We start from the raw sequence: 24,232 nt of genomic DNA on the forward strand, positions 1-24,232 counted from the left end.
CAAGATGTCCGAATGCCTAGCCTCTATCCACTGGCAGGAACGTCAGGCCAGCCGTTGTCTTGACCTTATCCCCCCGTATGAAGCCCCTTGCGGAAGGGTCCTCGGGACGGACGATTCAAAATAGAAACGGGGGCGCTGACTGTCTGAGCGAAGCCAAAGGCGTAGCGAGTTTCAGCGCCGCCGGCCCGAGGGCCCTGGAGCAAGGTCCCCGGGCGGAATCCGGGTGCCCTTCTTTGGGTACTTTCTTGGGCAAGCAAGAAAGTACCTCGCGGCGCGCTGGCGAGACAGCGCATGGCAGGCGGCTAGCCGAAGCCACCGTAAACTCCGGATGACGAACCAGGCCCAGCCCGAAACGCGGCGGACGAAGCCCCTACTTTCCGAGTTCGCGCGAGCGCTCGGCCGCTGCCGCCATCGCGCGGCGCATGAGTCCGCGCAGGTCGCCATCCTCCAGCACCTGCAAGGCCCGCTCGGTGGTGCCGCCCGGCGACGTCACGCGGTGGCGCAGTTCGGCGGGCGGCTCGTCGCTCTCGGCGGCCAGTCGGGTCGCACCCGCCAGCGTGCCAAGGGTCAGCTCCAGCGCGGTGTCGGGCGGCAGCCCGAGCGACTGCGCGGCGTCCTGCATCGCCTCGATCATCAGAAAGACATAGGCCGGGCCACTGCCCGAGGTCGCCGTGACCGCGTGCATCAGCTCCTCGTCCGCCACCGGGATCGCCCGCCCCACCGACTCCAGCAGGCGGGTGGCGGTGTCGCGGTCTTCGGCGGTCGCAGTGGGGGCGGCGAACAGGCCGGTCACGCCGGCGCCGACCAGGGCCGGCGTGTTGGGCATTGCGCGGACGAGGCGGGTGCCGTCACCCAGCCAACTGGCCAGCTGGGCCGTGGTGATGCCCGCGGCCACCGAAATGACCAGGGGCTGCCCGCGGGTGACGCCCTCGCGCAGCGTGGGGGCCAGGTCCGGCAGGGTCTGCGGCTTGACCGCGAGCACCAGCGCGGCGCTGTCCTCGGCGAGCGCCTCGGCACTTGCGGCCTGCAGTCCGGGGTAGCGGGCCTGGAGATCGCGCACGCGTTCGGCGCTCTTGTCGGCGATCGCGATGCGCTCGGCGTCATGGCCGGACTGGATCAGGCCCTGCAACAGGGCTTCGCCCATGTTGCCGGCGCCGATAAAGCCGACTTCGAAGCGGTGTTCCGTCATGCGGACTCCTCTTTTACTGGTTTCTCTCGGGTGTGATGCGGGGCCCGAACAGCGCGGTGCCGATGCGTACCAGGCTGGCACCCTCGAGGATCGCGGCCTCGAGATCGGCGGACATGCCCATGGACAGGGTATCCAGGCCATGTCCCCGCGCATTGAGTTCGTCCTTCAACTGCCGCAGCCGGGCAAATGGCCGGCGCTGGCGCTCGCGATTGCTCTCGGCGGCCGGCAGGGTCATCAGGCCCCGTAACGTCAGCCCGGGCAGGTTCGCGACGGTGTCGGCCAGCGCGGCGGCAGCCTCCGGCGGGACGCCTGCCTTCTGGCTCTCGCCCGAGACATTGATCTGCAGGCAGACCTGCAAGGGCGGCAGGTGTTCCGGGCGCTGTTCCGAAAGGCGGCGGGCAATGCGCTCGCGGTCGATGGTGTGTACCCAGTGAGCGCGTTCGGCCACGGGGCGCGTCTTGTTGCTCTGCAGTGCGCCGATATAGTGCCACTCGAGGCCCAGGGGTTTCGGGCCGGTCTCGAGGGCGTCGAACTTGTCGATGAATTCCTGCACGTAGTTCTCGCCGAACGCCGTCTGCCCGAGCGCATGCAACGCGCGGATGTCGTCGGCCGTACGCGTCTTGGATACGGCCAGAAGGTGCACGCTGCCGGGGTCGCGCCCGGCCTGTTCGCAGGCGTGAACGATACGTTCGCGAACGGCCCTGAATGCGTGGTCTGGTGCGCTCATGGCCCTATGATATAGTCCGGTGAAACGTAAGGGCACCGCCGCCAGGCGGGCGGTGTCCGTCACACGCTGCGGGGCCCGGCAGGGCGTCGCCCGGGGCGGGGCGCTGGGGCTGGCGGCTCGTTTCCGGTTGTACAGGGGGATGCATGGATATCACGCAGCTGCTGGCCTTTGCGGTCAAGAACGGGGCCTCGGATCTGCACATCTCGGCGGGCATGCCGCCGATGGTGCGCATCGACGGCGATATGCGCCGCGTGAATGTGCCGGTCATGGACCACAAGGAGGTCCAGGGCCTGATCTACGACATCATGAACGACCGCCAGCGCAAGGACTACGAGGAGTTCCTGGAGACGGACTTCTCGTTCGAGGTCACCGGGCTGGCGCGTTTTCGTGTCAATGCGTTCAATCAGGACCGGGGCGCGGCGGCGGTTTTCCGTACCATCCCCTCCAAGGTGCTCACGCTGGAAGAGCTGGCGGCACCGCGCATCTTCGAGGATATCTCCAACTATCCGCGCGGGATCGTGCTGGTCACGGGCCCGACCGGCTCGGGCAAGTCGACCACGCTGGCGGGCATGGTCAACCACCGCAACGAGAACGACTACGGCCACATCCTGACGATCGAAGACCCGATCGAGTTCGTGCACGAGTCGAAGAAGTCGCTGGTCAACCAGCGCGAGGTGCACCGCGATACCCACGGCTTTTCCGAGGCGCTGCGTTCCGCGCTGCGCGAGGATCCGGACACCATTCTGGTCGGCGAGCTGCGCGATCTCGAGACGATCCGCCTGGCGCTGACCGCGGCGGAGACGGGGCACCTCGTCTTCGGCACCCTGCATACCAGTTCCGCGGCCAAGACGATCGACCGTATCGTCGATGTGTTTCCGGCGGCCGAGAAGGACATGGTGCGGGCGATGTTGTCCGAGTCGCTGCGGGCGGTTATCGCGCAGACCCTGATGAAGAAGATCGGCGGCGGGCGTATCGCCGCGCACGAGATCATGCTGGGCACGCCGGCCATCCGCAACCTGATCCGCGAAAACAAGATCGCGCAGATGTACTCGACCATCCAGACCAGTGCCGGCACCGGCATGCAGACGCTGGACCAGTGCCTGAAAGACATGCTGGCGCAGGGCGTGATCAGCCGCGAGGACGCCAAGCGCAAGGCCGCCAACCCGGATTCGTTCTGAGCCCGCGCCCCCGCCCGGGGGATTCGGCAAGGGGAGAAGCACCATGGATCGTGACAAGGCGATCAAGTACATGCACGACCTGCTCCGCGCCCTGGTGGACCGGGGTGGCTCGGACCTGTTCATCACGGTCGGCATGCCGCCAGCGGCCAAGATTGACGGCCGCGTGGTGCCGATGACCGAGCAGAAGCTCACGCCTTCGCATACCCAGGCGCTGGTGCGCGCACTGATGAACGACAAGCAGTCCGCGGAGTACGAGCGCCATCAGGAGTGCAATTTCGCGATCGGCCTGCAGGGCGTGTCGCGCTTTCGCGTGAACGTGTTTACTCAGCGCGGCAGCCCCGGAATGGTGCTGCGCACGATCAACTCGGTGATCCCGAAGTTCGAGGACATCCAGATGCCGCCGCAGCTGGAGAAGATCACCATGGAGCGCCGCGGGCTGGTGATCTTCGTCGGGGGGACCGGCTCGGGCAAGTCGACCTCGCTCGCCGCGATGATCGGCCATCGCAACCGCAATGCCCCCGATCACATCGTCACCATCGAGGACCCGATCGAGTTCGTCCACGAACACGAAAAGAGCATCATCACCCAGCGCGAGGTGGGCGTGGACACCGAGGGCTACGAGATCGCGCTGAAGAACACCCTGCGTCAGGCGCCGGACGTGATCCTGATCGGCGAGATCCGGGATCGGGAGACGATGGACTACGCGATCGCCTTTGCCGAGACCGGTCACCTGTGCCTGTCCACCCTGCACGCCAACAGCACCAACCAGGCGCTGGACCGCATCATCAACTTCTTCCCCGAGGATCGGCGCGAGCAGCTCCTGATGGACCTGTCGCTGAACCTGAAAGCGGTGATCTCGCAACGCCTGGTGCGGCACGAGAACGGCGAGGGCCGCGTGCCGGCGGTAGAGATCCTGATCAACACCCCGTTGATGGCCGACCTGATGCTGAAGGGTGCGGTGCACGAGATGAAGGAGCTGATTTCGCGTTCCCGCGAGCAGGGCATGCAGACCTTCGACCAGGCCCTGTTCGACCTCTACGAGACCCGCAAGATCAGTTACGAGGAGGCCCTGCGCAATGCCGATTCGGTGAACGACCTGCGGCTGCGCATCAAGCTCGACTCGCAGCGGGCACAGGATGACGGTGCCCCGGCCGTGGCGGACACGGGCGAGGGCCTGTCCGTGGACGACCGTCCCGAGGACTACAGTGTCCGCTAACGGTCCGCACCCTTCGGGAGATCAGCGATGAGCCAGATGCAGATCGAACCGTACCTGAGCCTGATGGCGCAGAAGGCCGCCTCGGACCTGTTCTTCCTGACCGGCGCGCCCGCGAGCATCAAGGTCGACGGGGTCCTGCAGCCGATCTCGCGCAAGGCACTCGCACCCGGTCAGGCGGAGGCCATCGCGCGCGAGATGATGAACGAGCATCAGGCCGAGATCTTCGAGCGCGAGACCGCGGTCAACTTTGGCGTCTCGCGCGAGGGTCTGGGACGCTTCCGCGTGAATGTCTATCGCCAGCGCGGCGAGGTCGCGATGGTCATTCGCTTCATCCGCATGTCCATCCCGACCATCGAGCAGCTTGGGCTGCCCCCGGTGCTGGAGGAATTCGTCTCGCACCATGACGGGCTGGTGCTGATCGTCGGCGCGACCGGGACCGGGAAGTCCACCACGCTCGCCTCGATGATTGATCACCGTAATACGCATTCCAGCGGTCATATTCTTACGGTCGAGGACCCGATCGAGTTTCTCTTTACGCACAAGCGCTCGATCGTCGGCCAGCGCGAGGTCGGGATCGACACCCCGAGCTATGATCACGCCCTGCAGGAGGGGATGCGCGAGGCCCCGGACGTGATCATGATCGGGGAGGTGCGTTCCCGCGAGACCATGCGTGCGGCCTTGACCTACGCCGATACCGGCCACCTGGTGCTGACCACCCTGCACGCGACCAATGCCACCCAGGCGCTCGATCGCGTGATCAATCTATTCCCCGAGGACAACCGCTCGCAGATCCTCTCGGATCTGTCGCTGAACCTGCGCGCGATCATCGCCCAGCGCCTGTTGCAGACCAAGGACGGACAGCGTGTGGCTGCGCTGGAGATCATGGTGAACACGCCGTATATCTCCGAACTGATCCGCGACGAGAAGATCAGCGAGATCAAGGAGATTATGGCCAAGGGCAGCTCGGTGGGCATGCAGACCTTCGATCAGGCCATCGTCAAGCTGTTCAAGGGTGGCCGAGTGATGCTGGACGAGGCCCTGAACAAGGCAGACTCGCGTGCCGACCTCGAATGGCGCCTCAACTTCGGCGGCGGCGTCTCCGCGGCCGACGAGGCCGAGGAAGACCTTCAACTCCCCGACCGGTAGGATGCGCTGAGCGAAGCGAACCGCATCACCCTCGGCTCCTCAATGTGGATCTCGGAGGGGCGCTCCCCAGTGTCCGGCGCTTACCAAGAACCCCTCCGTGCGTCCTGTCCCTCAGGCCCGCGCAGGCTCCGGGAACACATCGGCGGCCGCAAACACCGGCCCATCCACGCAGACACGCTTCATCGCCACGCCGTCGGGGGTGCGCACCGGTACCGTGCAGCCCGCGCAGCCACCCACTGCACAGGCCATGAATTCCTCCAGCGAGACCTGACAGGGCAGGCCGAACTCCGCCGCCAGTTCCGCGCAGGCCTCGAGCATCGGGTGCGGGCCGCAGGCATAGAGCTCGACCTGATCACGTTCCACAGGCGAGAGCGTCTTGAGCCAGGCGCGGGCGAGATCGGTCACGAAGCCGTCATGGGCACCGGGGATGCCTGCCTTCGAGGTCAGGCGGCAGGCCACGCCCCAGTCCTCCAACAGCGGCAGGGTCGCGATCGCCCCGTCCGGCAGCCCTGGCCAGAGGATTTCCGAGGGCTTGGCCCGAAACGGGAACGGCACCTCGGAGCCGAGGATCGCGCGGGTCTGGCCCGCCTCGCCCTGGCGGCGCAGGTGATCGGCCAGAAAGACCATCGGCGGGATCCCGACGCCACCCCCGAGCAGCAGCCGCAGCGGACGATCCGGGTTCAGCCGGAACGGGACCCCGATCGGCCCCAGTACGCTCAGGGAATCGCCCACCGGCTGCTGCGACAGTGCCTGCGTGCCGTCGCCCACGACCTTGTAGAGGAACTCGACCCACCCGGCCTCGCGGTCGACCCGCTGGATCGACAGGGGGCGCCGCATCGGCAGGTTCGGCGAACACTGGATGTGGGCGAACTGCCCGGGCGCGGCGCGCTGCGCGCATTCCGGTGCCTGGACGCGCAGGATCCACTGACCGGCCCCGGCATCCTGGTGATCGAGGATGCGAGCGGTCTCCTGAAAGATCGTGCCGCGGTGGGGGCGTTCGGCGCCGGTGGGGGTCATGCGTTGTCCTTAGGGAAACACTGGATAATGTACACGCTCGCGCTCGAGTCGCTTTTGCGTGCGAACAAGGCGCGGTGACTGCCGTGCAGTGACTCTGCACAAGGGAGCCGCAACGCCGTGCGCGCGCAAAAGCGGCCGAGCCCCTGCTTTAATGGCTTGTGGGGTTGGTACCCCAGGTTCCCCGATCCGGCGTTGCGCCGCTTGCGGGTAGAACCACTACCCGCTGCACGACGCGCCTTGTCTCGGAAAACCTGGGGTACCAACGCGAGCGTGTACATTATTCAGTGTTTCCCTCAGTGGGCTGGGTCCAGGCCGGACGGCCCGCTACCCAGGTCTCGCGAACCTGGCCGGAGAAGGTCCAGCCGAAAAACGGCGAATTGCGCCCGGCGCTCAGCCAGTCCTGCTGTCGGACCTCCTGAAGCGCGGTGGGGTCATACAAAACGAAATCGGCGCGCGCGCCGGCGCCCAGCCGGCCCTGTTCGAAACCAAGAATTTCCGCGGGCCCGGACGTCACGCGCGCCAGTGCTTCGCCCAGGCTGAGAAGGCCATCCTCGACCAGGCGCAGGGTCAGAGGCAGCAAAGTCTCCAGGGCCGAGATGCCCGGCTCGGTACCGGCGAACGGGCCGAGCTTGGCGTCCGCCTCGTGCGGCTGGTGGTCCGAGCAAATGGCGCTGATATCGCCGCGCGCGACGGCTGCTCGCAGACCGTCACGGTCGCGTTGGGCCCGCAGCGGAGGGATGACATGGCCGTTCGGGTCGTATTCGGCCACGTCGACTTCGGTCAGAAATAGCTGGTGGGCGGCGACGTCGGCGGTGATCGGCAGGCCTTCGGCGCGCGCCTTGGCGATCATCTCGGCCCCGCGGCGCGTCGACAGCCTTGCGACGTGTACGCGCGCCCCGGTCTGTTCGACCAGGGCCAGGATGGCGCCCAGCGCGGCGGTCTCGGCTGCCTCGGGGATGCCCGACAGGCCCAGGCGCGTGGAGACCGCGCCTTCGTGCATGCAGCCCGAGCCGGTCAGCGACAGGTCCTGGGCGGGCAGCACGATGGTCAGGCCGAAGGTGGTCGCATATTCCAGGGCTCGGCGCAGCACCAGCAGGCTGGCCAGCGGCTTGTGGGCGTTGCTCACACCGCGGGCCCCCGCCTGCTGCAGCGCCGCCATCTCGGCCAGCTGCTGCCCCTCCAGGCGTTGTGTCAGGGCGCCCAGGGTGTAGACCCGCACGCCGCAGGCCTGCCGGGCGCGGCGCGCAATCAGCTCGATTTCGGCCGGGGAGTCGATGGGCGGATCGGTATCCGGGGGAATCACGGCGCTGGTGATGCCCCCGCGCGCGGCGGCCAGCGTCTCGCTGGCGATGGTGGCCTTGTGCTCCTCGCCGGGCTCGCGCATGCGCGCGGAAAGGTCGATCAGGCCGGGGAACAGCCACAGCCCGCTGCCATCAATGCGCCGGCGCGGCTCGAAGCCGTCCGGTATCTGGCCTCGCGCAAGGATCTCGGCGCCCTGCACGCAGAGCGCCCCGACCTCGTCGTAGTCGTCCGCCGGGTCGATGATTCGTACGTTCTCGATCAGCACACTCATGACTGATGCGCCCCCATCACCATGGACATCACGGCCTGGCGGACCGAGATGCCGTAGGTCACCTGCTGCAGGATCACCGAGTGCGGCCCGTCCGCCACCGCGGACTCGATCTCCACCCCGCGGTTGGCCGGGCCCGGGTGCATCACCAGGCAGGTGGGGTGCGCCAGCTGCAGGCGGCGCGAGGTCAGTCCGAACAACTGGTAGTACTCATGCTCGGAGGGCAGGTGGGCGTGCTCCATGCGCTCGCGCTGCAGGCGCAGCATGATGATCACGTCGACGTCCTTCAGTCCCGCGTCGAGGTTGTTGTAGACGTGCACGCCGAGTTGGTCGACATCCGCCGGCAGCAGCGAACAGGGCGCGACCACGCGCACTTCGCCGGTCTGCAGGATGTTGAGCGCGTGGATCTGCGAGCGCGCCACGCGCGAGTGCAGGATGTCGCCGACGATCGCGACCTTCAGCTTGGTGAAGTCGCCCTTGTGCCGGCGGATGGTGAACATGTCCAGCAGGGCCTGGGTGGGGTGCGCGTGGCGGCCGTCTCCGGCGTTCAGCACGCTGATGCCGGGGGCGACATGGCGGGCGATGAAATGCGCGGTCCCGCTCTCTTCGTGGCGTACGACGAACATGTCCACGTTCATCGCCTCGAGGTTGCGCAGAGTATCCAGCAGGCTCTCGCCCTTGACCGCCGAGGAGGTACTGATGTTGATGTTGAGCACGTCCGCGGACAGGCGCTTGGCGGCCAGTTCGAAGGTGGTGCGGGTACGGGTGCTGGCCTCGAAGAACAGATTGACGATGGTCTTGCCGCGCAGCAGTGGGACCTTTTTGACCGCCTTCTCGTTCATGTTCGCGAACGACTCGGCGGTATCCAGGATCTCGTTCAGGAGATCGCGGTTGAGGCCCTCGATGGTCAGCAGGTGGCGCAGCTGGCCGTCATCGGTCAGCTGCAGGCGATTGGGCAACGGGCCCGGCTCCGGCAGGCGGGCAGCCCCGGCCAGGACCGGGGTAACCACGGTATCGCTCATGCGTCGGCGTCCCCATCGGTCTCCAGGGTGACGCGCTCCAGGCGCAGGGGTTCGGGGCCGCGCAGCTTGATCTGCTCCCGGGTGCCGAGTTCCATGTGTTCCCCGACGATCGCGGCGGCGATCGGCAGCTCGCGCCCGTCGCGCTCGACCAGCACGGCGAGCGTGACCGAGGCGGGGCGCCCGTAGTCGAACAGCTCGTTCAGGGCGGCGCGGATCGTGCGCCCGGTGTAGAGCACGTCATCCACCAGCAGGACATGCACGCCGTCCAGGTCCTCCGGCAGCTCGGACGGGCGGACCTGCGGATGCATGCCGATGCGGGAGAAGTCGTCGCGGTAGAAGCTGATATCCAGCTTGCCCAGTGGCCTTTCCACCCCGAGGCGTTCGCGCAGGTGCTCCGCGATCCAGACACCGCCGGAGTGGATGCCGACCACCATCGGGTTGTCGATCCCGCGCTTGTCCAGATACTGGCGTGCCTTTTCGGCCATGCTGTCGAGCAGGGTTGGGACGTCCGGCGTCTTCATGCGTTCTCCTGAAACCAGCCTTCGAGGATGACCGCGGCAGCGTGGGCGTCCAGCCCCGGGTCGTGGCGTCCCCGCCCGCTGCGCTCGCGGGCCAGGTGCGATGTCAGATGCTCGTCGTACCAGTATACCGGCTGGCCGTAGCGCGCTTCGAGGGCGGCCCCGAACGCGCGGATGCGTTTCGCCAGCGGCGTGGGCTTCCCGTCCGCCTGGGTGGGCCAGCCGACGACAAAGCCCTCGGGTGCCCACTCGCTCACCAGAGTGTCGATCACGGACCAGAGTTCCGGTGAATCGGTGTTGAGCGTGCGCAGTCCGCGCGCTGCACCGGTCAGTTCCTCGCCCACCGCGATCCCGATCCGCCGGCGGCCGTAGTCGAAGGCCAGAAGCCCCATGACGTTGCCGGGCCCGCCTCAGGCGTGGCCGGGCGCGGAACTGATCAGGTTGACGTCGATGCCGATCAGCTTGGCCGCCGCGGCCCAGCGCTCGGCGCTGGGGTGGTCGAACAGGATGTCGGCATCGGCGCGGGTGGTTAGCCAGGCGTTTTCGGCCAGTTCGCTCTCGAGCTGCCCCGGTCCCCAGCCGGCGTGTCCCAGGGCAATGAGGACACGGCTCGGGCCGCGGCCCTCGTTGATAGCCTCCAGGATGTCGCGCGAGGTGGTCAGCACGATGGAGTCGGTGATGGGCTGGCTGCCCCGCCACTCGGGCTTTCCAGTGTGCAGCACGAAGCCGTGCTCGGGCTGGACCGGGCCGCCCCGGTAGACCGGGATCTCCGGCAGCTCGTCGCGAGGCTCGAGATCGACGTGTTGTAGCAGGTCGCGTAGCGAAAGCTCGGTGGGCTGGTTGATTACCAGCCCCAGGGCCCCTTCGGCGTCGTGATCGCAGATATAGGTGACCGCATGGCTGAAGTAGCCATCGTTCAGGCTCGGCATCGCGATCAGGAAGTGATCGCGCAGGCTGGCCGCGCTCGAGCTGGAAGGGGCTTGCGTCATGTGTTCAGTATCGGCGCTGCTCCGTGATGCCGCAAGGAACTCGAGCCCGGATGTTCCTCGTGTCTTGCTAGCGAATCTGCTCCATCTGGTCGCGGCGGAAGGCCCAGGTCCGGGTGATCACGAGTTCGTCGTATTCCTCGCGCATCTGCTCGGTGAAGGGGGCATAAGGGGCGGCCAGTTCCACGATGCGCATCGCGGCCTGGTCGAGCACCGGTTCGCCGGAGCTGCGGGCGATCTCGATGTTCATCAGCTCGCCATCCGGGTTCAGGCGGACCGACAGCACCAGTGTGCCGGACAGGCCCCGGCGGCGGGCCTCGTCGGGGTAGTTCAGGTTGCCGACGCGCTCGACCTTGTTGATCCAGGACTGCAGATAGGCGGCCTCCGGCGCGCTGCGTGCAGCAAGGCTGTCGAGGTAGCGGGTGCGGGTGGCGCGGGTGGAGAATTCGCGGCGCTCCTCGGCCGGGGCCGCGCGCGCGGTGTCCAGGCCCCGGTTCATCAGCGCGGCGGCCGATGGGCGTTCCTCCGCCTCGGGCGATTCGATCGGGTCCGGTTCGGCGACCTCGGGGGCAGTCGGTTCCGCTTCGTCCGTCTCGGCCTCCACGGCCTCGGGTTCGGGCTCCGGTTCCGGCTGGGCGGGCTCCATCACCAGTGGCCCCGGGTCTGGCAGCGGGGCTTCGACGCCCTCGGGTTCCGGTTCGCCGACACCCTCGGTCTCGGCCTCCGGGGATAACGCCTCCTGCACTTCCTCGCCTTCGCCGCTGGCGGCCTGGTCTTCGGTGGCGATGCGTTCGACCTCTTCCGGCTCTGGCGCCTGCGCGTCCGGGTCGGTCACCCAGGTCACGTCCAGGGGCTCGCGGGAAGGCGTGTCCAGTGGGTCCACGGCGAAGCCGATGCCGAGGATGATCAGGGCATGCGCGACCACGGCCAGAAACAGCATCGGGCCCAGTTGGCCGCGACGCTGCGGAGATTCGGGTTCAAGGGTGCCGTGCGAGACGGACATGGCGCTGGATCCGGGGGTCTGCGAGCACGTGTGCTGCCAGTATACCGGTCACGCTGCCGGTAATCAGAGCGGCCAGCAATAGTGGGGGTAGCACCAGTGGCAGGTTCGGGTGGGGGATGATCACGCCCCAGGCCAGCAGGAACTGGCCGGTGATGTGCGCCATCGCCGCGGCGATGGCGAGGCCCAGCGCGCCGATATGCCGAGGCGCCAGTGGGCGCAGCAGGCCGAGCGCGGCCAGGGCGGCCAGGGCCCCGGCCAGCGACAGCCAGAAGGTGGGGCTCATCAGCGTGCCGAGTAGCAGGGCGGCGCCGACGACCCGGATCAGGGTCACCGCCACCGCCGCGCGCCAGCCGAGGGTCAGCAGGGCGATCAGGGTCACGATGTTCGCGAGCCCCGGCTTGATGCCCGGAACCGGGCTCGGGATCGCCGCCTCCAGGACCTGGACACCGATGGCGATGGCGGCCAGCGCGGCGATCGCACGGTCGCGCTGTGTCAGCGTGTCGGGGGTGGAGGCGGTCACGCCGGGCTCAGTAATGAAGGCTGTCGTAGCCGGGGCCGCGGCCCTGCACCTGCAGGGTCAGCCGGTTGGGCAGGCTGACCGCGATCTCGCCGTGTCGCTGCAGCCAGCCGCTGTTCTCGCAGATATTGCGTGTACCGGGGGAGTCGGCGCAGCGGGCCCTGCCCGGCTCGATCTGCACGCGGGTGATGCCGGCTGGGCCCTGAATCTCGATCTCGCGGGTGCGGTCCAGGGGTTCCTGCCGCGGCGGCTCGCCAGTCTGGGTGATGACCAGCATGGAGGCCTCGCTATCCGGCAGGTAGGCGAGGGCAAAGGCCGCGACCACAACGCCACTGGCCAGGGTGGCGATCACCCCGTCACCCCAGCGCAGGCCAGAAAACGTCACGGCAGTTGGCGCTCCTCGAGCGAGGGCTGGCCTTCTTCCAGGCGCACGCGTTCGGCCATCGCCGGGGTCGCCTCGATGCGGTCATCGAGTACCACCAGGGCGGCCTCGATACCCATCTTGCGGGCGTAGCGCGGCCATTCCTCGGGGCCGGCAATCATCAGCGTGGTCGCGGCGGCGTCGGCCAGGGCGGGGTCGCTGTGCAGCACGGTAGCGCCGTGGATGCCTTCGCTGGGGCGCCCGCTGCGCGGGTCGATCACATGGTGGATGTGTTCGCCTTCCCATTCGTAGCCGCGCTCGTAGTCGCCGGAGCTGAACAACGCCTCGCCTGCATCAAGCTCGATGCTCCCGAGAATGCCGCCCTGCGGGTGGCGGATCGCGACCTGCCATGCCCGGTCCGTGGGGCGACCGAGGGTCATGAGGTCGCCACCGGCGTTGAAGATCGCGGCCTCCACGCCCTGGCCCTGCAACAGGTCGAGCATGCGTTCGACGGCGAGACCCTTGGCGAGCCCCCCGAAGTCCAGTTGCAGGTCCGCGTGCTGGCCGCGCAGACGTACCCCGTTGCGTTCGACGTCGCGCATGCTGGGCGTATCCTCTAGCAGCGCCTCCAGGGTGTCGTCGTCCGGTGGCGGGCCCTCGGGCTCGTCCTGATGAAAGCCCCAGGCGGCGATCAGCTTGCCCAGCGCCGGGTTGAACAGGCCGTCGCTCAGCTCTTCCATTTCCTTGCCACGTTCGATCAGTGGCAGGACAGAGGGCGGGGCGCTGAACTCGGCCCGAAGCGCCAGCAGTTCATTGGTACGTCCGAGCGATCCCGGCTCCCAGGCATGCCAGGAGGTATGCAGGATCTCCAGTTCGGCCTGCAACTCGGATTCCAGCGCCTCCAGGTCGTAGGCCCCGGCGGGGTAGAGCGTGACATCCACGATCGTGCCGAAGGCGAAGAAATTCAGGGTCTCGGTGTCCGGTGTGTCGCGGTCGCAGCCGGCCAGGGCCAGCGCGGCGAGCAGGATCGGTCCAAGGAAGGCCTGGCGGGTGCGCGGAAACGGGATCGGCATGGGCATCACCTCGCGGGGTCAGGGATGGGTCAGGTAGTCGATGAAATGGCCGGCGAGATCGTCGCCGCGGGCGGCATCGAGCTCACGCACGCCGGTGGGGCTGGTGACGTTGATCTCGGTCAGGTAGTCGCCGATCACGTCGATGCCGACGAAGTCCAGGCCTCGGCGCTTGAGCTCGGGGGCGATCTGCGCGCAGATCCAGCGGTCGCGATCGGTCAGGGGAACGGCTTCGCCACGCCCGCCGGCGGCCAGATTGGCCCGGGTCTCGCCCTCGGCCGGGATCCGTGCCAGTGCATGATCGTAGGGTTCACCCCCGATCAGGATGATGCGCTTGTCGCCGGCGGTGTATTCCGGCAGGAAGCGCTGGGCGACGATGGTGCGCCGGTCGAATTCGGTCATGGTCTCGAGGATGACCGAGAGGTTGGGGTCGCCCTCGCGGATGCGGAACACCGAGGCCCCGCCCATGCCGTCCAGCGGCTTGACGACGATGTCGCCGTGGTGCTCGAGGAAGGCGCGGATGCGCGCGCGGTCGCGGGTGATCAGGGTCGGTGGCCCGCAGTCGACGAAATGCGTGGCGAAGGCCTTCTCGTTCACGTCGCGCAGGGCCCCGGGTCGGTTGACCACGCGCACGCCGTCCCGCTCGGCCAGGTCCAGGGCGTAGGTGGCGTAGATGTACTCGAGGTCGAACGGCGGATCTTTGCGCATCAGCAGGAGATCGAAGCGGCTGGCGTCGCCTTCTTGCTCGGGCCCCAGGGTGTAGTAGTCCTCGCGCTGGTCGCGCACTGCCACCGGGCGGCTGCGGACCTGCGCGCGCCCCTCTTCGATCCACAGGTCGCCGGGTTCCAGGTAGTGCAGGCGGTGCCCGCGTGCCTGGGCGGCGAGCAGCATGGCGAAGGTGGTGTCCTTCCAGGGCTTGATGCTGGTGATTGGGTCCATCAGGACAGCGATGTCATGCGCCACGAGCGGTTCCGCGGTGTCGAAGTGTGGCCCGAGTATGCCATGTCATCGCGGCCCTCATGGATCTCCGTCGAGGCAGGGCAACTGTGTGCGCTCGCTCGCACTCCTTGCGCTGCTCGCGGGGGCAGGCAATATCATTGGGTGCTGTTTGTCACGGACTCGAGCTTCCGATAGATTCGGGGGCGCAGAGAGCCTTCAGGGGGAGCAGGGTGGCGAACGCACTGGCAGAAGCGGAATCGGCTGCCGAGTTTCAGGGGCTGAAAGTCATGGTGATTGATGACAGCAAGACCATTCGGCGCACCGCCGAATCCTTGCTGCAGAAGCACGGTGCGGACGTGATTACGGCCGTGGATGGCTTCGAGGCCCTGTCCAAGGTGGCCAACTCCAACCCGGATATCATTTTCATCGATGTCATGATGCCGCGTCTGGATGGCTACCAGACCTGTGCCCTGATCAAGAACAACAAACGGTTCCGGGCTACGCCGATCATCATGCTGTCGAGCAAGGACAGCGTGTTCGACAAGGCCAAGGGCCGCGTGGTTGGCTCCGAGGATTACCTGACCAAGCCCTTCACCCGGGATGACCTCCTGGGTGCGATGCGCCAGTACACTCGCCCGGCAGGAAGCTGAAACCCGCCGCACCACAAGATGCCGACAAGGAACGACCCATGGCCCGCATCCTGATCGTTGATGACTCCCCGACCGAGATCCATGTCCTGCGCACCATGCTGGAAAAGCATGGCCATGCCGTGACCACGGCTGAAAGCGGCGAGGAGGGCGTGGCCGCGGCCAAAGCACAGGTCCCGGATCTGGTGCTGATGGATGTGGTGATGCCGGGGCTCAATGGCTTCCAGGCCACCCGCGACTTGTCGAAATCCGACGAGACCTCGCATGTACCCGTGGTCGTGGTGTCCACCAAGGACCAGGCCACGGACCGGGTCTGGGCCATGCGCCAGGGGGCCCGGGACTACATCACCAAGCCGGTGGCGGAGAAGGAGCTGCTGCAGACCATCGGGAAGTACCTCAACGCATGAAGGTCGAGAGGTCCACGCCCTACGCCCTGCTCGCGAGTCTTGATCGCGAAGGGCGTCGCGTGAACCGTGAACTGCGACGGGATATCGGCACGGGCTGGCGCGGGGTGTTGCTCCGTGTCGCCGATTTCCGTTTTCTGGTCGACATGGACTCGATCGCCGAGGTGGCCGATCCGCTGTCGCTGACGCGCGTGCCGCTGGCGGATCCGGCCGTGCTGGGTGTGGGGAATCTGCGCGGGCTGGTCCTGCCGGTTTTCGATATGGGCAAGCTGCTGCTGGACACCCCGCTGCCGCACGACGCGAGCGGGCAGCGTGTGGTGGTGGCCCCTCAGGGGCACGGGATGGCCGGGTTGCTGGTGAGCCAGGTCGAGGGCATGCGTCGCTGCATTCCTTCGCAACGGCGACTGGAGGTGTCGGTGCCTGATGGCGTGCGCCCCTTTATTACCGGCGGATTCGATCTCGGGCACCGACTGCACCCGGTGCTGGATCTGGATCTGCTTTTGAATGACACCAATCGCTTTGCCGGCATGGAGCTGGCTGGGGCATCGAATACCGAACAGACCGCGGCAGCTGTATAAGCGGAGCCGACGGGCTGCAACAGGGGGTTTGACGTATGGGATCGAGTCGACGCTTGCGCAATATCGTCCTCGGGGGGCTGCTGGTGCTGGCCCTGATCGCGACGGGCGTGGCCTTTACCTACCACGAATTCGAGCAAAGTCAGTATCGCGACCGTGTTGCCCTGGCCAGCGAGATGCAGCTGCTTTCGCAGCGATTGGCGACGGGTACTCTGGAAGCGGCCGGGGGCTCCGAACAGGCGATTACCGATATCACGGAGTTGCGTAATCGCTTCGACGACCAGCTCGAGCGCCTGCGCGATGGTGGCGACGGCCTGCTGCCGCTGCCGGAGGCGGTCTCCAGTGAGCTCGCGGCCGTCAATCGCGAGTGGTCGCTTTATCGCGACGACGTCACCACCGTCATCGTGGGCTCGGATGATATCGAGCAGGTGACGGAATTCTCCGAGGCGGTGGAGGCCTTCTCGCCGGAGTTGGCACGCCTGTCCGATGACGTCGTGCGGCGTATGGTCCAGATTGGGGAATCGCCGGAGCAGATCTATGTGGCCTCGCGCCAGACGATGCTGATTCAGCGTATCGCCAACAACCTCAACCAGGTGTTGCAGGGTGGTGCGGCCGCGGCCACCGCGATCGAGCGCTTCGAGCGTGATGCCACGCTGTACGGGCGTGTGCTCGACGGCCTGATCGAGGGCTTCGAGCCCCTGGGCATCGAGCGTGTTAACGATGCCGAGACCCAGCGCACTCTGCAGGAGATCGCGACCCTGTTCATCGCCTTCAGCGAGGCGGTCGAAGGGGTGCTGGATACCTCGTCGCAGATTTTCGAGATCAACGCTGCGGCCTCGGCCGTCGAGGCCCGCTCGGGGGCAATGCTGGACGTGACCGGTGGCCTGGAAGTCGCCCTGAACCGGGAGGCCGAACAGGCGGGTGTGATCGCCCTGGTCGGCTTCGCCCTGGGTGGCCTGGCGCTGTTGCTGCTGATCGCGATGGGCCTGTTCCTCTATCGCGACACCAAGCGCGAACTGGCCGAGACCGAGGCGCAGAATGAACGTAACCAGCAGGCGATCCTGCGCCTGCTCGACGAGATGATGAACCTCGCAGACGGGGATCTCACCGTCAACGCGACCGTGACCGAGGACTTCACTGGCGCGATCGCGGACTCGATGAACTACGCGATCGAGAACCTGCGAACGCTGGTCGCGACCATCAACACGGTGGCGGCGGATATCAGCGAATCCTCGGCCGCCACCCGCTCGCAGGTGCTCGGGCTGGCCGAGAAGTCCGAGGAACAGGCCCGCGAGATCCAGCAGGCGAACGACGCGATCGACGAGGTGAGCCATTCGGTCGACAAAGTCGCGCAGGATGCCGGGCAGTCGGCCCAGGTGGCACGAAACTCCGTGGAAATCGCGTCCAAGGGGGCGGCCACGGTGCGCCGCTCGATCGAGGGGATGGACACTATCCGCGAGCAGATCCAGGAGACCGCGAAACGGATCAAGCGCCTGGGCGAATCCTCGCAGGAGATCGGCGACATCATCGGGCTGATCAATGACATCGCTGAACAGACCAACGTGCTTGCGTTGAACGCGGCGATCCAGGCATCCGCCGCAGGCGAGGCGGGTCGCGGGTTCGCGGTGGTGGCGGACGAGGTCCAGCGCCTCGCGGAACGCTCCTCCGGGGCGACCCGTCAGGTCGAGGGTCTGGTCAAAGCGATCCAGGCGGATACCAGCGAGGCGGTCTCGTCGATGGAACAAAGTACCGCCAACGTGGTGTCCGGGGCCGAGATGGCCCAGGCAGCGGGCGAGGCGCTGGCCGAGATCGAGCAGGTCTCTGCCGATCTGGCGGACCTGATCGACGGGATCGCGAACTCGGCGCGCCAGCAGTCCGAGATGGCGCGCAACGTGACCTCGATCATGGGCCAGATCCGCGAGATCACCTCGGAGACCACCCAGGGCACCCAGTCCACCGCGGCCGCCATCGGCGACCTGGCGCAACTGTCCGCGCAGCTCCAGTCCTCGGTGTCGGACTTCAAGCTCCCCGACCCGACGCTACCCGAGCCTGGCGAGGCTGCCGCCGCGCCCGATGCGTCGTCCGAGGAAACCGTCCCGAACGAGCAGCGCGCCTGACGCCGGGCCCCAGATATGGCACCCAGCGCACTGAATTGGGTCCGCGACGAACTCGACAAGCTCTTTGTCGAGCTCCAGGACGCCCTGCGTCGTTATGCCGAGGACCCCGCCTGTGGCGAGTGTCTGGAGGAGGCCCGCGCGGGACTGGAGCAGATTCGCGGCACCCTGACCATGGTGCAGGTCGAGAGCGTGGTCCTGATCTGCGACGAGATGTTGCAGGTGATGGATCTGCAGCAGGGGGCCGAGCCGCCCAGCCCGGAGGCAACCGAGGCGCTCTTGCGTGCCGCGCTGCAGTTGCCCGACTACCTTGAGCAGGAGGGCGACTCGGAACTGCCTTCGCCGATGATCCTGGTCCCGCTGCTCAACGAGCTGCGGGCAGCGCGGGGCGCCACCTTGCTGATGGACGTCGCGGCCCTGATGCCGGATCTGCAGGCGGTGGACGACGGTCGCGTTGGGGCCGGTGGCGAGGCGCCACAGCCTCAGGAGCGCGCACGGCGCCTGCAGGAGGCCCGTCGGGGATTTCAGCGCGAGCTTCTCGAGCTGGTCCGCGGTGATGTGACCGCGGCGGCCCGCCGCCTGAAGCCCGTTGCACAGCAGATCGAGGAAATGGTCCCGCCCGGGGATCTCCGGCGCCTGTTCTGGATTACCGGTGGCATCCTGGAGTCGCTCGCCGACGAGGGCCTCGAGGCCGGTACCGACATTCGCCGCCTGATCGGGCGCGTGGACCGCGAGCTCGGGCGCTACCTGGGCATCCTCAGCGAGCACTGCGAGTCGCACGACGATGGCTCGGAGCCCGATCACGCCATTCCGGATGACCTGATCAAGACCTTGCTGTTCCACATTGCGGGGTCAAGCTCCGATGGCGAGCAGGCGCGCGCGGTGCGCGAGGTGTTCGGTCTGCACGCGCTGCAAGGCGACGACGGCGGAGGGGTCGGCCAGGCGGTTTATCAGAATCTGCGCGCCGCCCTGGAAGATGACCTGGCCGAGGTGCGAGAGCGCCTGGATGTGCTGATGCGCTCGGAACAGCGCGGCCACGAGGAGCTGGCCAGTCTGAGCGAACAGGTCGAGCGTATCGGCTCGACCCTGAGCCTGCTCGGCCTGGAGGCGGGGCAGCGCCACACCGATGCCCTGACAGAGACCCTGACGCCGGAGCGGGCCGGGCACTCCGATGAACAGGTCGACATGGAGTTGGCCGAGCATCTCCTGGCGCTGGAGTCGCTGCTCGAATCGGGCCTGCGTCGGCGCGCGGCCAGCGGCCCGCGTGCCGACTTCGATCGCCATCTGGCCGCGGCGGTCTACCAGGAGGCTCTGGTGGACGTGCGGCGTGTGCGCGATACCTTGCTCGGGTACCTCTCCGGGGAAGGCGCGGATAACGGGTTGCGCGAGGCCCGCGGTGCGCTGGAGCGGGTCGACGGTGCGATGTCGATCGGTGGTTTCGAGGCCCTGCAGGCCCTGTTGCAGCCGTTGATCCGCTACCTGGAGGCCCGCGCTGACGCCGGGCTGGCGGCACAGGACCTGGGCGAGGACGAGGTCGGGGCGCTGGCGGAGGTGTTGAGCTCGATCGAGCTGGCGCTGGAGTCCTCCGGGCAGCCCTGGCGCGAACTGGATAGTGTCCACGAGCGGGGCGTGGCCGCACTGCAGCGTCTGGGTGCCATCTCCGGTGGCGATGGGGCCGAACGCCCCGTTTCACTGACCGATGTGTCCGTGGGTGCGAGCGGGGAAGGGGCCTCGCCGGGTGACGACGTTGAAGAGGTCGCGGGACAGGAGGAGCCGCTGGCCGTGTTTGGTGAGGCCAAGGAGAATATCCCGGAGCAGGAGACAGTATCCGAAACCAATCCGGCCCCGGTGCAAGTCTCGAGTGCAGAACATCTGCATTACGACGAGTCTGTGTTGTCCTCGCAGGTCCGGGGGCCGGATATCGATCCCGAGATTCTCGATATCTTCCTCGAGGAAGCCGACGAGGAGATCGAAAGCCTCGGTGAGCAGTTCCCGCGCTGGCAGGCCGCGCCCTCCGACATGGATGCCCTGACGGTGATCCGTCGTTCCTTCCATACGCTCAAGGGTTCCGGCCGCCTGGCGGGTGCCTTGCGTCTGGGCGAATTCGCCTGGGTTGTGGAGTCATTCCTGAATCGCCTGCTGGAAGGCGGCCAAGAGGCGGACTTCGCGACCATCCAGGCACTTGAGGATGCGATTGCAGTCCTGCCGGGCCTGGTAGCAGAAGTCCGGGATGATGCCGGCCCGGACACCCCGGTGCTGGATATCGCCTTGCGTCTGCAGGCACTGCTGTCCGGCGAGATGGAGCCGGCGGAAGAAGCCGCCGAGGTGCCGGCCGGTGCCGAGGACGATTTTGCCGAGCTCGCGCGCAGTATGGATGCCCTCGAGCCTGCCGCAGGCGGGGCCGAGCCCGAATGGCCGGCGGCCCCCATTCTGGAGGCCCCGGAAGAAGAACTGGAGTCGGCGGAGCCGCTCGACCTGGATTCACAGGAGCTGGGGGTGTCGCTGGACGGGCCCGAGGCCGAGCTCGAGTCGGGTGTCCCCGTGGAGCCCGCGCTGGAAACGAACGACGAAACGCTCGAGTTGCCCGAGGACGCGGGTACTGACCCGCAACTCTGGCAGGTGTTCTCGGCCGAGGCCCGTACCCATCTGGCTACCCTTCGCGAATGGATCGACGCGTCCGGGAACCGGCCCGACAGGGTGCCGAATCACGAGCTCGAACGTGCACTGCATACCCTGAACGGTAGTGCCCGAACGGCCGATATCCGCGGCATCTACGCCGTTTGCGGGCCGTTCGAGCGCATCGTGCGCATCCATCGCGAGATGGAGTGGCCGCTGGCGGCGCGAGCTCAGACTCTGCTCGCCGAACTCGAGCGCTACGTGGCAGATGCAGTGGCCGACGAGCACCCTGACCCGGTCAAGACGGAGGCACCACCCGAGTGGTCGCCCGAGGTCTACGAGCTCCTCGACCATGCGACCGCCGAGCAGTTGCTGCGTGCTGCCGACGAGGATGCCGCCGAGCAGGTCTCCGAGCCGCCACAGTCGGATGGGCTCGGATCGGCGCTCGAGCCACCGCAACCGGATGTCGAGTCCGCGACGCCTTTGACGCCCGAGCCAGCGGAGGCCGAAGCGGTGGGCGCCGAGCCCGACGACGCCGGGCTGGCGGGCGAGCCGGATGCCGGGCTGGAGGTGGAGCCGGAGGAAGAGATCGATCCGGAGTTCGCCGAGGTATTCATCGAAGAGGCCCGCGATATCCTGGAGGCCGCGTTCGCGGCCCTGGCATCGTGGCGCGAGGCCGGCGGCCGTCCGGGGCCGGATCAGAATGCCTTCCAGCGCGAGGTGCATACGCTGAAGGGCAGTGCCCGGATGGCTGGTTTCGAGGTGGTAGGGGCGATTGCCCATGCCCTGGAAAGTGCCTTGGGCGTGGAGACCGAGACCGGACTGGAGCCCCGAGAAGGATTCTTCCGGCTGGTCGAGCGCGCATTGACCGATGTCCAGCACCTGGTCGAGCGCGGGGTCGGTAGCTGGCAGACGAACGAAGAGGCCAGCGAGACCCTGCCGGCGTTGCGCGAGTGGGCATCCGGTGGCGGCGAAGAGTTCGAGAGCCAGCCGGCCGCCCGCAGTGAGGCCGAGGAGATCGAACCCGCGGCCCTCCTGACGGACGACGACGAGTCGGAGACGGTCGCGCACCCCGTGCCGATGGAGGCGCGCCGTATCCAGGACCAGGTGCGCATGGATGCCGAGGTGCTGGATGCGCTGGTCAATCATGCCGGCGAGCTTGCGACCTTTCATCGTCGCTTCGAGCAAACCGTGGGTCGCGTCGAAGGTCAGGTCGATGAACTGGAGCGGACGATCGCTCGCTTGCGCGAGCAGCTGCGCAAGCTCGAGATCGAGACCGAGGCGCAGATTCTGTTCCGGGTCGAGAAGGAGAGCGGTGACGAGGCGGTGGATTTCGATCCGCTGGAGATGGACCGCTATTCCGGGATCCAGCAGCTCTCGCGTGCGCTGGCCGAGAGTGTCAGTGACCTTGAGGCCCTGAAGCAGGACGTGGGTGACGAGCTACAGAATGCCGGCGGCATCCTGCTGCAGCAGCGTCGCGTGGGGACCGATCTCCAGGACCAGCTGATGCGCCAGCGCATGGTGCGGTTCGCACGTATGGCCCCGCGCCTGCGGCGCGTGGTACGCCAGGCCGGCGACGACATGGGCAAGTCGGTCCGTGTGGAGTTTTCCGGGCAGGGGGCCGAGCTCGACCGCGCATTGCTGGAACGGCTGGTCGCCCCGCTTGAGCACCTGCTGCGCAATGCGATTGCGCACGGGATCGAGGACAGCGACGCGCGGCGCGCGGCCGGCAAGTCGGAAACGGGCCAGATCGGGGTGTCGCTCGAACAGTCAGGCAGCGAGATCCGCCTGCAAGTGACGGACGATGGCGCCGGGATTGATGCCCATGCCATCCGCACGCGAGCCGTGGAGCGCGGGCTGCTGGCCTCCGATGCCGAGATTACCGATGCCCAGGCCCTGCAATTGATCCTGCAGTCCGGGTTCTCCACCGCCGCGGAGGTGTCGCAGGTGGCCGGTCGCGGGGTGGGGCTGGACGTGGTGAACAGCGACGTCAAGCAGCTGGGCGGCACGCTGGAGATCGAATCCACGCCCGGACGAGGCTCGCGCTTTACCATGCGGTTGCCGTTTACGCTGGCGATCTCGCAGGCATTGCTGGTTCAGGTGGGCGAGGAGACCTTCGCCGTGCCCATGGCGTCCGTGGAGGGCGTCGTGCGGGCGCATGCGGACGAGGTCGTGGCCAGCGGCGACGGGCATGTGAGCTATCCTTACGCGGGTCAGGACTATGCCGTGCGGGCCCTGGGTGACCTGATGGGGATCGAGACGCAGGCCAGCGCCAGCCATCTGCCGGACCACGCGTTCCCGCTGTTGCTGGTGCGCGCTGACGATCAGCGCGTGGCGCTGCGGATCGACGGGTTGCTCGGAAGCCAGGAAGTGGTCGTGAAATCGGTAGGCCCGGTCTTGAGCCGCATCCCGGGGGTCGCTGGTGCCACCCTGCAGGGCGATGGCTCGGTCATGCTGATCCTCGACTTGAGCATGCTGGTGCGTTTCGCGGCGGCTACGGCGGGCACCGTCGACACGGGTATGCCGGCGGAGATTGCCGGCGCCCCACGCGTCATGGTCGTGGATGACTCGATCACCATCCGCAAGGTCACCGCGCGTCTGCTCGCCCGCCATGGGTACGATGTGGTCACGGCCCGCGACGGTCTCGATGCCGTGACGATGCTGGAGGAGCGGCGACCGCAGCTGATCCTGCTGGATGTGGAGATGCCGCGTATGGACGGCTTCGAGTTCGCCGCCCATGTCCGCGACCATCCGGAGCTGAGCCAGGTGCCGATTATCATGATCACATCGCGCAGTGGCACGAAGCATCGCGAGCGGGCCTCGCGGCTGGGCGTCAATGGCTATCTGGGCAAGCCGTACCTGGAGAATGACCTGCTGGACGAAATCCGGCGTCATCTTGAGGAGGTCGTCGCATGAGTGAAGAGACCCGCGCGCCGTCGGTCGAGTCGGTGATTGTGCAGCTGGACACCGGGTCCATCCTGTTGCCGCGTAGTGCCTTTCTCGAGGTCACCACCCGGGCAGGTGCCGTGCAGACTGATCACGAGCACGCGGACATCCCCTGGCTGGAGCCCACGCTGATCTGGCAGGACGTCCAGGTGCCCGTGGTCAATGTTCACCGACTGTTGTATCCCGAACACCCAACCGAGGATGCGCAGCGTCGGTTCACCCGTCTGCTGGTCATGCAGGCCATTACCCAGCCGGAGCGGCTGCCGTTTTATGCGCTGGAGGTGCGCGGCACGCCACATCCGGTGCGCATCACGCCGCAAAACATCTATGCCGTCGATGAGGCGGATGCCTCTCCGTGGGCGTGGCGGGTAAAGGCGTCGGGAGTGACCAGTCACCTGCTGCGACTTGATGCGATCGAGGATCGCTTGCTCGAGCTCTCGCAGCCGGAAACGGCATAGGCCGACGGCCTCG

At 67.2% G+C, this 24,232-nt stretch carries 22 protein-coding genes; 9 read left to right on the forward strand and 13 right to left on the reverse strand.

Annotated features, from left to right (window positions below; genetic code table 11):
* Window positions 1-370 precede the first annotated feature (370 nt).
* Complete coding sequence (gene proC / locus F468_RS0109355) at window positions 371-1,189, reverse strand: pyrroline-5-carboxylate reductase (RefSeq protein ID WP_018995031.1); 819 nt, start codon at window positions 1,187-1,189, stop codon at window positions 371-373.
* 13 nt (window positions 1,190-1,202) lie between these two features.
* Window positions 1,203-1,916 (reverse strand): YggS family pyridoxal phosphate-dependent enzyme, encoded by a 714-nt coding sequence (locus tag F468_RS0109360; protein WP_018995032.1) that lies wholly within the window; start codon window positions 1,914-1,916, stop codon window positions 1,203-1,205.
* 143 nt (window positions 1,917-2,059) lie between these two features.
* On the opposite strand from F468_RS0109360, the gene F468_RS0109365 reads away from it, so the two are divergent.
* From F468_RS0109365 to F468_RS0109375, 3 genes are read left to right on the forward strand one after another with little or no spacing between them, the layout of a single operon-like run.
* A complete protein-coding gene (locus tag F468_RS0109365; RefSeq protein WP_012983776.1) occupies window positions 2,060-3,094 on the forward strand; it encodes a type IV pilus twitching motility protein PilT in 1,035 nt (344 codons plus the stop codon).
* A gap of 43 nt (window positions 3,095-3,137) precedes the next feature.
* On the forward strand, window positions 3,138-4,310 hold the full coding sequence (locus tag F468_RS0109370) for a PilT/PilU family type 4a pilus ATPase (protein ID WP_018174945.1): 1,173 nt from the start codon (window positions 3,138-3,140) through the stop codon (window positions 4,308-4,310).
* 27 nt (window positions 4,311-4,337) lie between these two features.
* On the forward strand, window positions 4,338-5,456 hold the full coding sequence (locus F468_RS0109375) for a PilT/PilU family type 4a pilus ATPase (RefSeq protein ID WP_012983774.1): 1,119 nt from the start codon (window positions 4,338-4,340) through the stop codon (window positions 5,454-5,456).
* Window positions 5,457-5,567: 111 nt separating this feature from the next.
* Here the strand turns inward: F468_RS0109375 and F468_RS0109380 are convergent, their stop codons facing one another.
* The 11 genes from F468_RS0109380 to gshB form a co-directional block, all read right to left on the reverse strand.
* A complete protein-coding gene (locus tag F468_RS0109380) occupies window positions 5,568-6,473 on the reverse strand; it encodes a dihydroorotate dehydrogenase electron transfer subunit (RefSeq protein ID WP_018174944.1) in 906 nt (301 codons plus the stop codon).
* Window positions 6,474-6,750: 277 nt separating this feature from the next.
* Entirely contained in the window at window positions 6,751-8,046 is a 1,296-nt protein-coding gene (locus F468_RS0109385; RefSeq protein ID WP_018995033.1) for a dihydroorotase, read from the reverse strand.
* Window positions 8,043-9,065 carry an aspartate carbamoyltransferase catalytic subunit gene (locus F468_RS0109390; protein ID WP_018138146.1) on the reverse strand — a complete coding sequence of 341 codons (1,023 nt, stop codon included), beginning with the start codon at window positions 9,063-9,065 and terminating at the stop codon, window positions 8,043-8,045. The genes F468_RS0109385 and F468_RS0109390 overlap by 4 nt, the downstream gene beginning before the upstream one ends.
* Window positions 9,062-9,586 (reverse strand): bifunctional pyr operon transcriptional regulator/uracil phosphoribosyltransferase PyrR, encoded by a 525-nt coding sequence (gene pyrR / locus F468_RS0109395; protein WP_018138145.1) that lies wholly within the window; start codon window positions 9,584-9,586, stop codon window positions 9,062-9,064. The genes F468_RS0109390 and pyrR overlap by 4 nt, the downstream gene beginning before the upstream one ends.
* A complete protein-coding gene (gene ruvX, locus F468_RS0109400; RefSeq protein ID WP_018993249.1) occupies window positions 9,583-9,975 on the reverse strand; it encodes a Holliday junction resolvase RuvX in 393 nt (130 codons plus the stop codon). Before ruvX ends, pyrR begins: the two co-directional genes overlap by 4 nt.
* Window positions 9,976-9,993: 18 nt before the next feature.
* Window positions 9,994-10,572 (reverse strand): YqgE/AlgH family protein, encoded by a 579-nt coding sequence (locus F468_RS0109405; protein WP_018138143.1) that lies wholly within the window; start codon window positions 10,570-10,572, stop codon window positions 9,994-9,996.
* A 67-nt stretch (window positions 10,573-10,639) separates the two neighbouring features.
* Window positions 10,640-11,572 carry an energy transducer TonB gene (locus F468_RS0109410; protein WP_018993248.1) on the reverse strand — a complete coding sequence of 311 codons (933 nt, stop codon included), beginning with the start codon at window positions 11,570-11,572 and terminating at the stop codon, window positions 10,640-10,642.
* Entirely contained in the window at window positions 11,547-12,092 is a 546-nt protein-coding gene (locus F468_RS0109415; RefSeq protein WP_018993247.1) for a Gx transporter family protein, read from the reverse strand. The genes F468_RS0109410 and F468_RS0109415 overlap by 26 nt, the downstream gene beginning before the upstream one ends.
* A 7-nt stretch (window positions 12,093-12,099) precedes the next feature.
* Window positions 12,100-12,474 carry a NusG domain II-containing protein gene (locus F468_RS0109420; protein ID WP_018138140.1) on the reverse strand — a complete coding sequence of 125 codons (375 nt, stop codon included), beginning with the start codon at window positions 12,472-12,474 and terminating at the stop codon, window positions 12,100-12,102.
* The gene (locus F468_RS0109425; protein ID WP_018138139.1) at window positions 12,471-13,523 is read right to left on the reverse strand and encodes an FAD:protein FMN transferase; all 1,053 of its coding nucleotides are present in this window, start codon (window positions 13,521-13,523) and stop codon (window positions 12,471-12,473) included. Before F468_RS0109425 ends, F468_RS0109420 begins: the two co-directional genes overlap by 4 nt.
* A gap of 18 nt (window positions 13,524-13,541) precedes the next feature.
* Window positions 13,542-14,483 (reverse strand): glutathione synthase, encoded by a 942-nt coding sequence (gene gshB, locus F468_RS0109430; RefSeq protein WP_018995034.1) that lies wholly within the window; start codon window positions 14,481-14,483, stop codon window positions 13,542-13,544.
* Window positions 14,484-14,689: 206 nt separating this feature from the next.
* Here gshB and F468_RS0109435 point away from each other — a divergent pair, with 206 nt between their 5' ends.
* Genes F468_RS0109435 through F468_RS0109460 form a run of 6 tightly spaced genes read left to right on the forward strand, consistent with a single transcriptional unit; the run spans window position 14,690 to window position 24,219 of the window.
* Window positions 14,690-15,109 (forward strand): PleD family two-component system response regulator, encoded by a 420-nt coding sequence (locus F468_RS0109435; RefSeq protein WP_018138137.1) that lies wholly within the window; start codon window positions 14,690-14,692, stop codon window positions 15,107-15,109.
* Window positions 15,110-15,147: 38 nt separating this feature from the next.
* On the forward strand, window positions 15,148-15,513 hold the full coding sequence (locus tag F468_RS0109440) for a PleD family two-component system response regulator (RefSeq protein WP_018138136.1): 366 nt from the start codon (window positions 15,148-15,150) through the stop codon (window positions 15,511-15,513).
* A complete protein-coding gene (locus F468_RS0109445; protein ID WP_018138135.1) occupies window positions 15,510-16,088 on the forward strand; it encodes a chemotaxis protein CheW in 579 nt (192 codons plus the stop codon). Before F468_RS0109440 ends, F468_RS0109445 begins: the two co-directional genes overlap by 4 nt.
* 35 nt (window positions 16,089-16,123) lie before the next feature.
* Window positions 16,124-18,202, forward strand: coding sequence for a methyl-accepting chemotaxis protein (locus tag F468_RS0109450; RefSeq protein WP_038038509.1), 2,079 nt, complete (start codon window positions 16,124-16,126; stop codon window positions 18,200-18,202).
* 15 nt (window positions 18,203-18,217) lie between these two features.
* Window positions 18,218-23,731, forward strand: coding sequence for an Hpt domain-containing protein (locus tag F468_RS0109455; protein ID WP_018995035.1), 5,514 nt, complete (start codon window positions 18,218-18,220; stop codon window positions 23,729-23,731).
* Window positions 23,728-24,219: a hypothetical protein gene (locus F468_RS0109460; protein ID WP_018138132.1), complete on the forward strand. Its 492-nt coding sequence runs from the start codon at window positions 23,728-23,730 to the stop codon at window positions 24,217-24,219. Before F468_RS0109455 ends, F468_RS0109460 begins: the two co-directional genes overlap by 4 nt.
* Window positions 24,220-24,232 lie beyond the last annotated feature (13 nt).

This window comes from Thioalkalivibrio sp. ALJ2, from assembly GCF_000378325.1.
Taxonomy (GTDB): Bacteria; Pseudomonadota; Gammaproteobacteria; order Ectothiorhodospirales; family Ectothiorhodospiraceae; genus Thioalkalivibrio.

Coding starts and splice junctions, on each gene's coding strand:
- F468_RS0109460 (WP_018138132.1), top strand. CDS start 23,728: ATGAGTGAAGAGACCCGCGCGCCGTCGGTCGAGTCGGTGATTGTGCAG.
- F468_RS0109390 (WP_018138146.1), bottom strand. CDS start 9,065: ATGAGCGATACCGTGGTTACCCCGGTCCTGGCCGGGGCTGCCCGCCTG.
- F468_RS0109445 (WP_018138135.1), top strand. CDS start 15,510: ATGAAGGTCGAGAGGTCCACGCCCTACGCCCTGCTCGCGAGTCTTGAT.
- pyrR (WP_018138145.1), bottom strand. CDS start 9,586: ATGAAGACGCCGGACGTCCCAACCCTGCTCGACAGCATGGCCGAAAAG.
- F468_RS0109385 (WP_018995033.1), bottom strand. CDS start 8,046: ATGAGTGTGCTGATCGAGAACGTACGAATCATCGACCCGGCGGACGAC.
- ruvX (WP_018993249.1), bottom strand. CDS start 9,975: ATGGGGCTTCTGGCCTTCGACTACGGCCGCCGGCGGATCGGGATCGCG.
- F468_RS0109405 (WP_018138143.1), bottom strand. CDS start 10,572: ATGACGCAAGCCCCTTCCAGCTCGAGCGCGGCCAGCCTGCGCGATCAC.
- F468_RS0109375 (WP_012983774.1), top strand. CDS start 4,338: ATGAGCCAGATGCAGATCGAACCGTACCTGAGCCTGATGGCGCAGAAG.
- proC (WP_018995031.1), bottom strand. CDS start 1,189: ATGACGGAACACCGCTTCGAAGTCGGCTTTATCGGCGCCGGCAACATG.
- F468_RS0109455 (WP_018995035.1), top strand. CDS start 18,218: ATGGCACCCAGCGCACTGAATTGGGTCCGCGACGAACTCGACAAGCTC.
- F468_RS0109440 (WP_018138136.1), top strand. CDS start 15,148: ATGGCCCGCATCCTGATCGTTGATGACTCCCCGACCGAGATCCATGTC.
- F468_RS0109410 (WP_018993248.1), bottom strand. CDS start 11,572: ATGTCCGTCTCGCACGGCACCCTTGAACCCGAATCTCCGCAGCGTCGC.
- F468_RS0109380 (WP_018174944.1), bottom strand. CDS start 6,473: ATGACCCCCACCGGCGCCGAACGCCCCCACCGCGGCACGATCTTTCAG.
- F468_RS0109450 (WP_038038509.1), top strand. CDS start 16,124: ATGGGATCGAGTCGACGCTTGCGCAATATCGTCCTCGGGGGGCTGCTG.
- F468_RS0109360 (WP_018995032.1), bottom strand. CDS start 1,916: ATGAGCGCACCAGACCACGCATTCAGGGCCGTTCGCGAACGTATCGTT.
- F468_RS0109370 (WP_018174945.1), top strand. CDS start 3,138: ATGGATCGTGACAAGGCGATCAAGTACATGCACGACCTGCTCCGCGCC.
- F468_RS0109425 (WP_018138139.1), bottom strand. CDS start 13,523: ATGCCGATCCCGTTTCCGCGCACCCGCCAGGCCTTCCTTGGACCGATC.
- F468_RS0109365 (WP_012983776.1), top strand. CDS start 2,060: ATGGATATCACGCAGCTGCTGGCCTTTGCGGTCAAGAACGGGGCCTCG.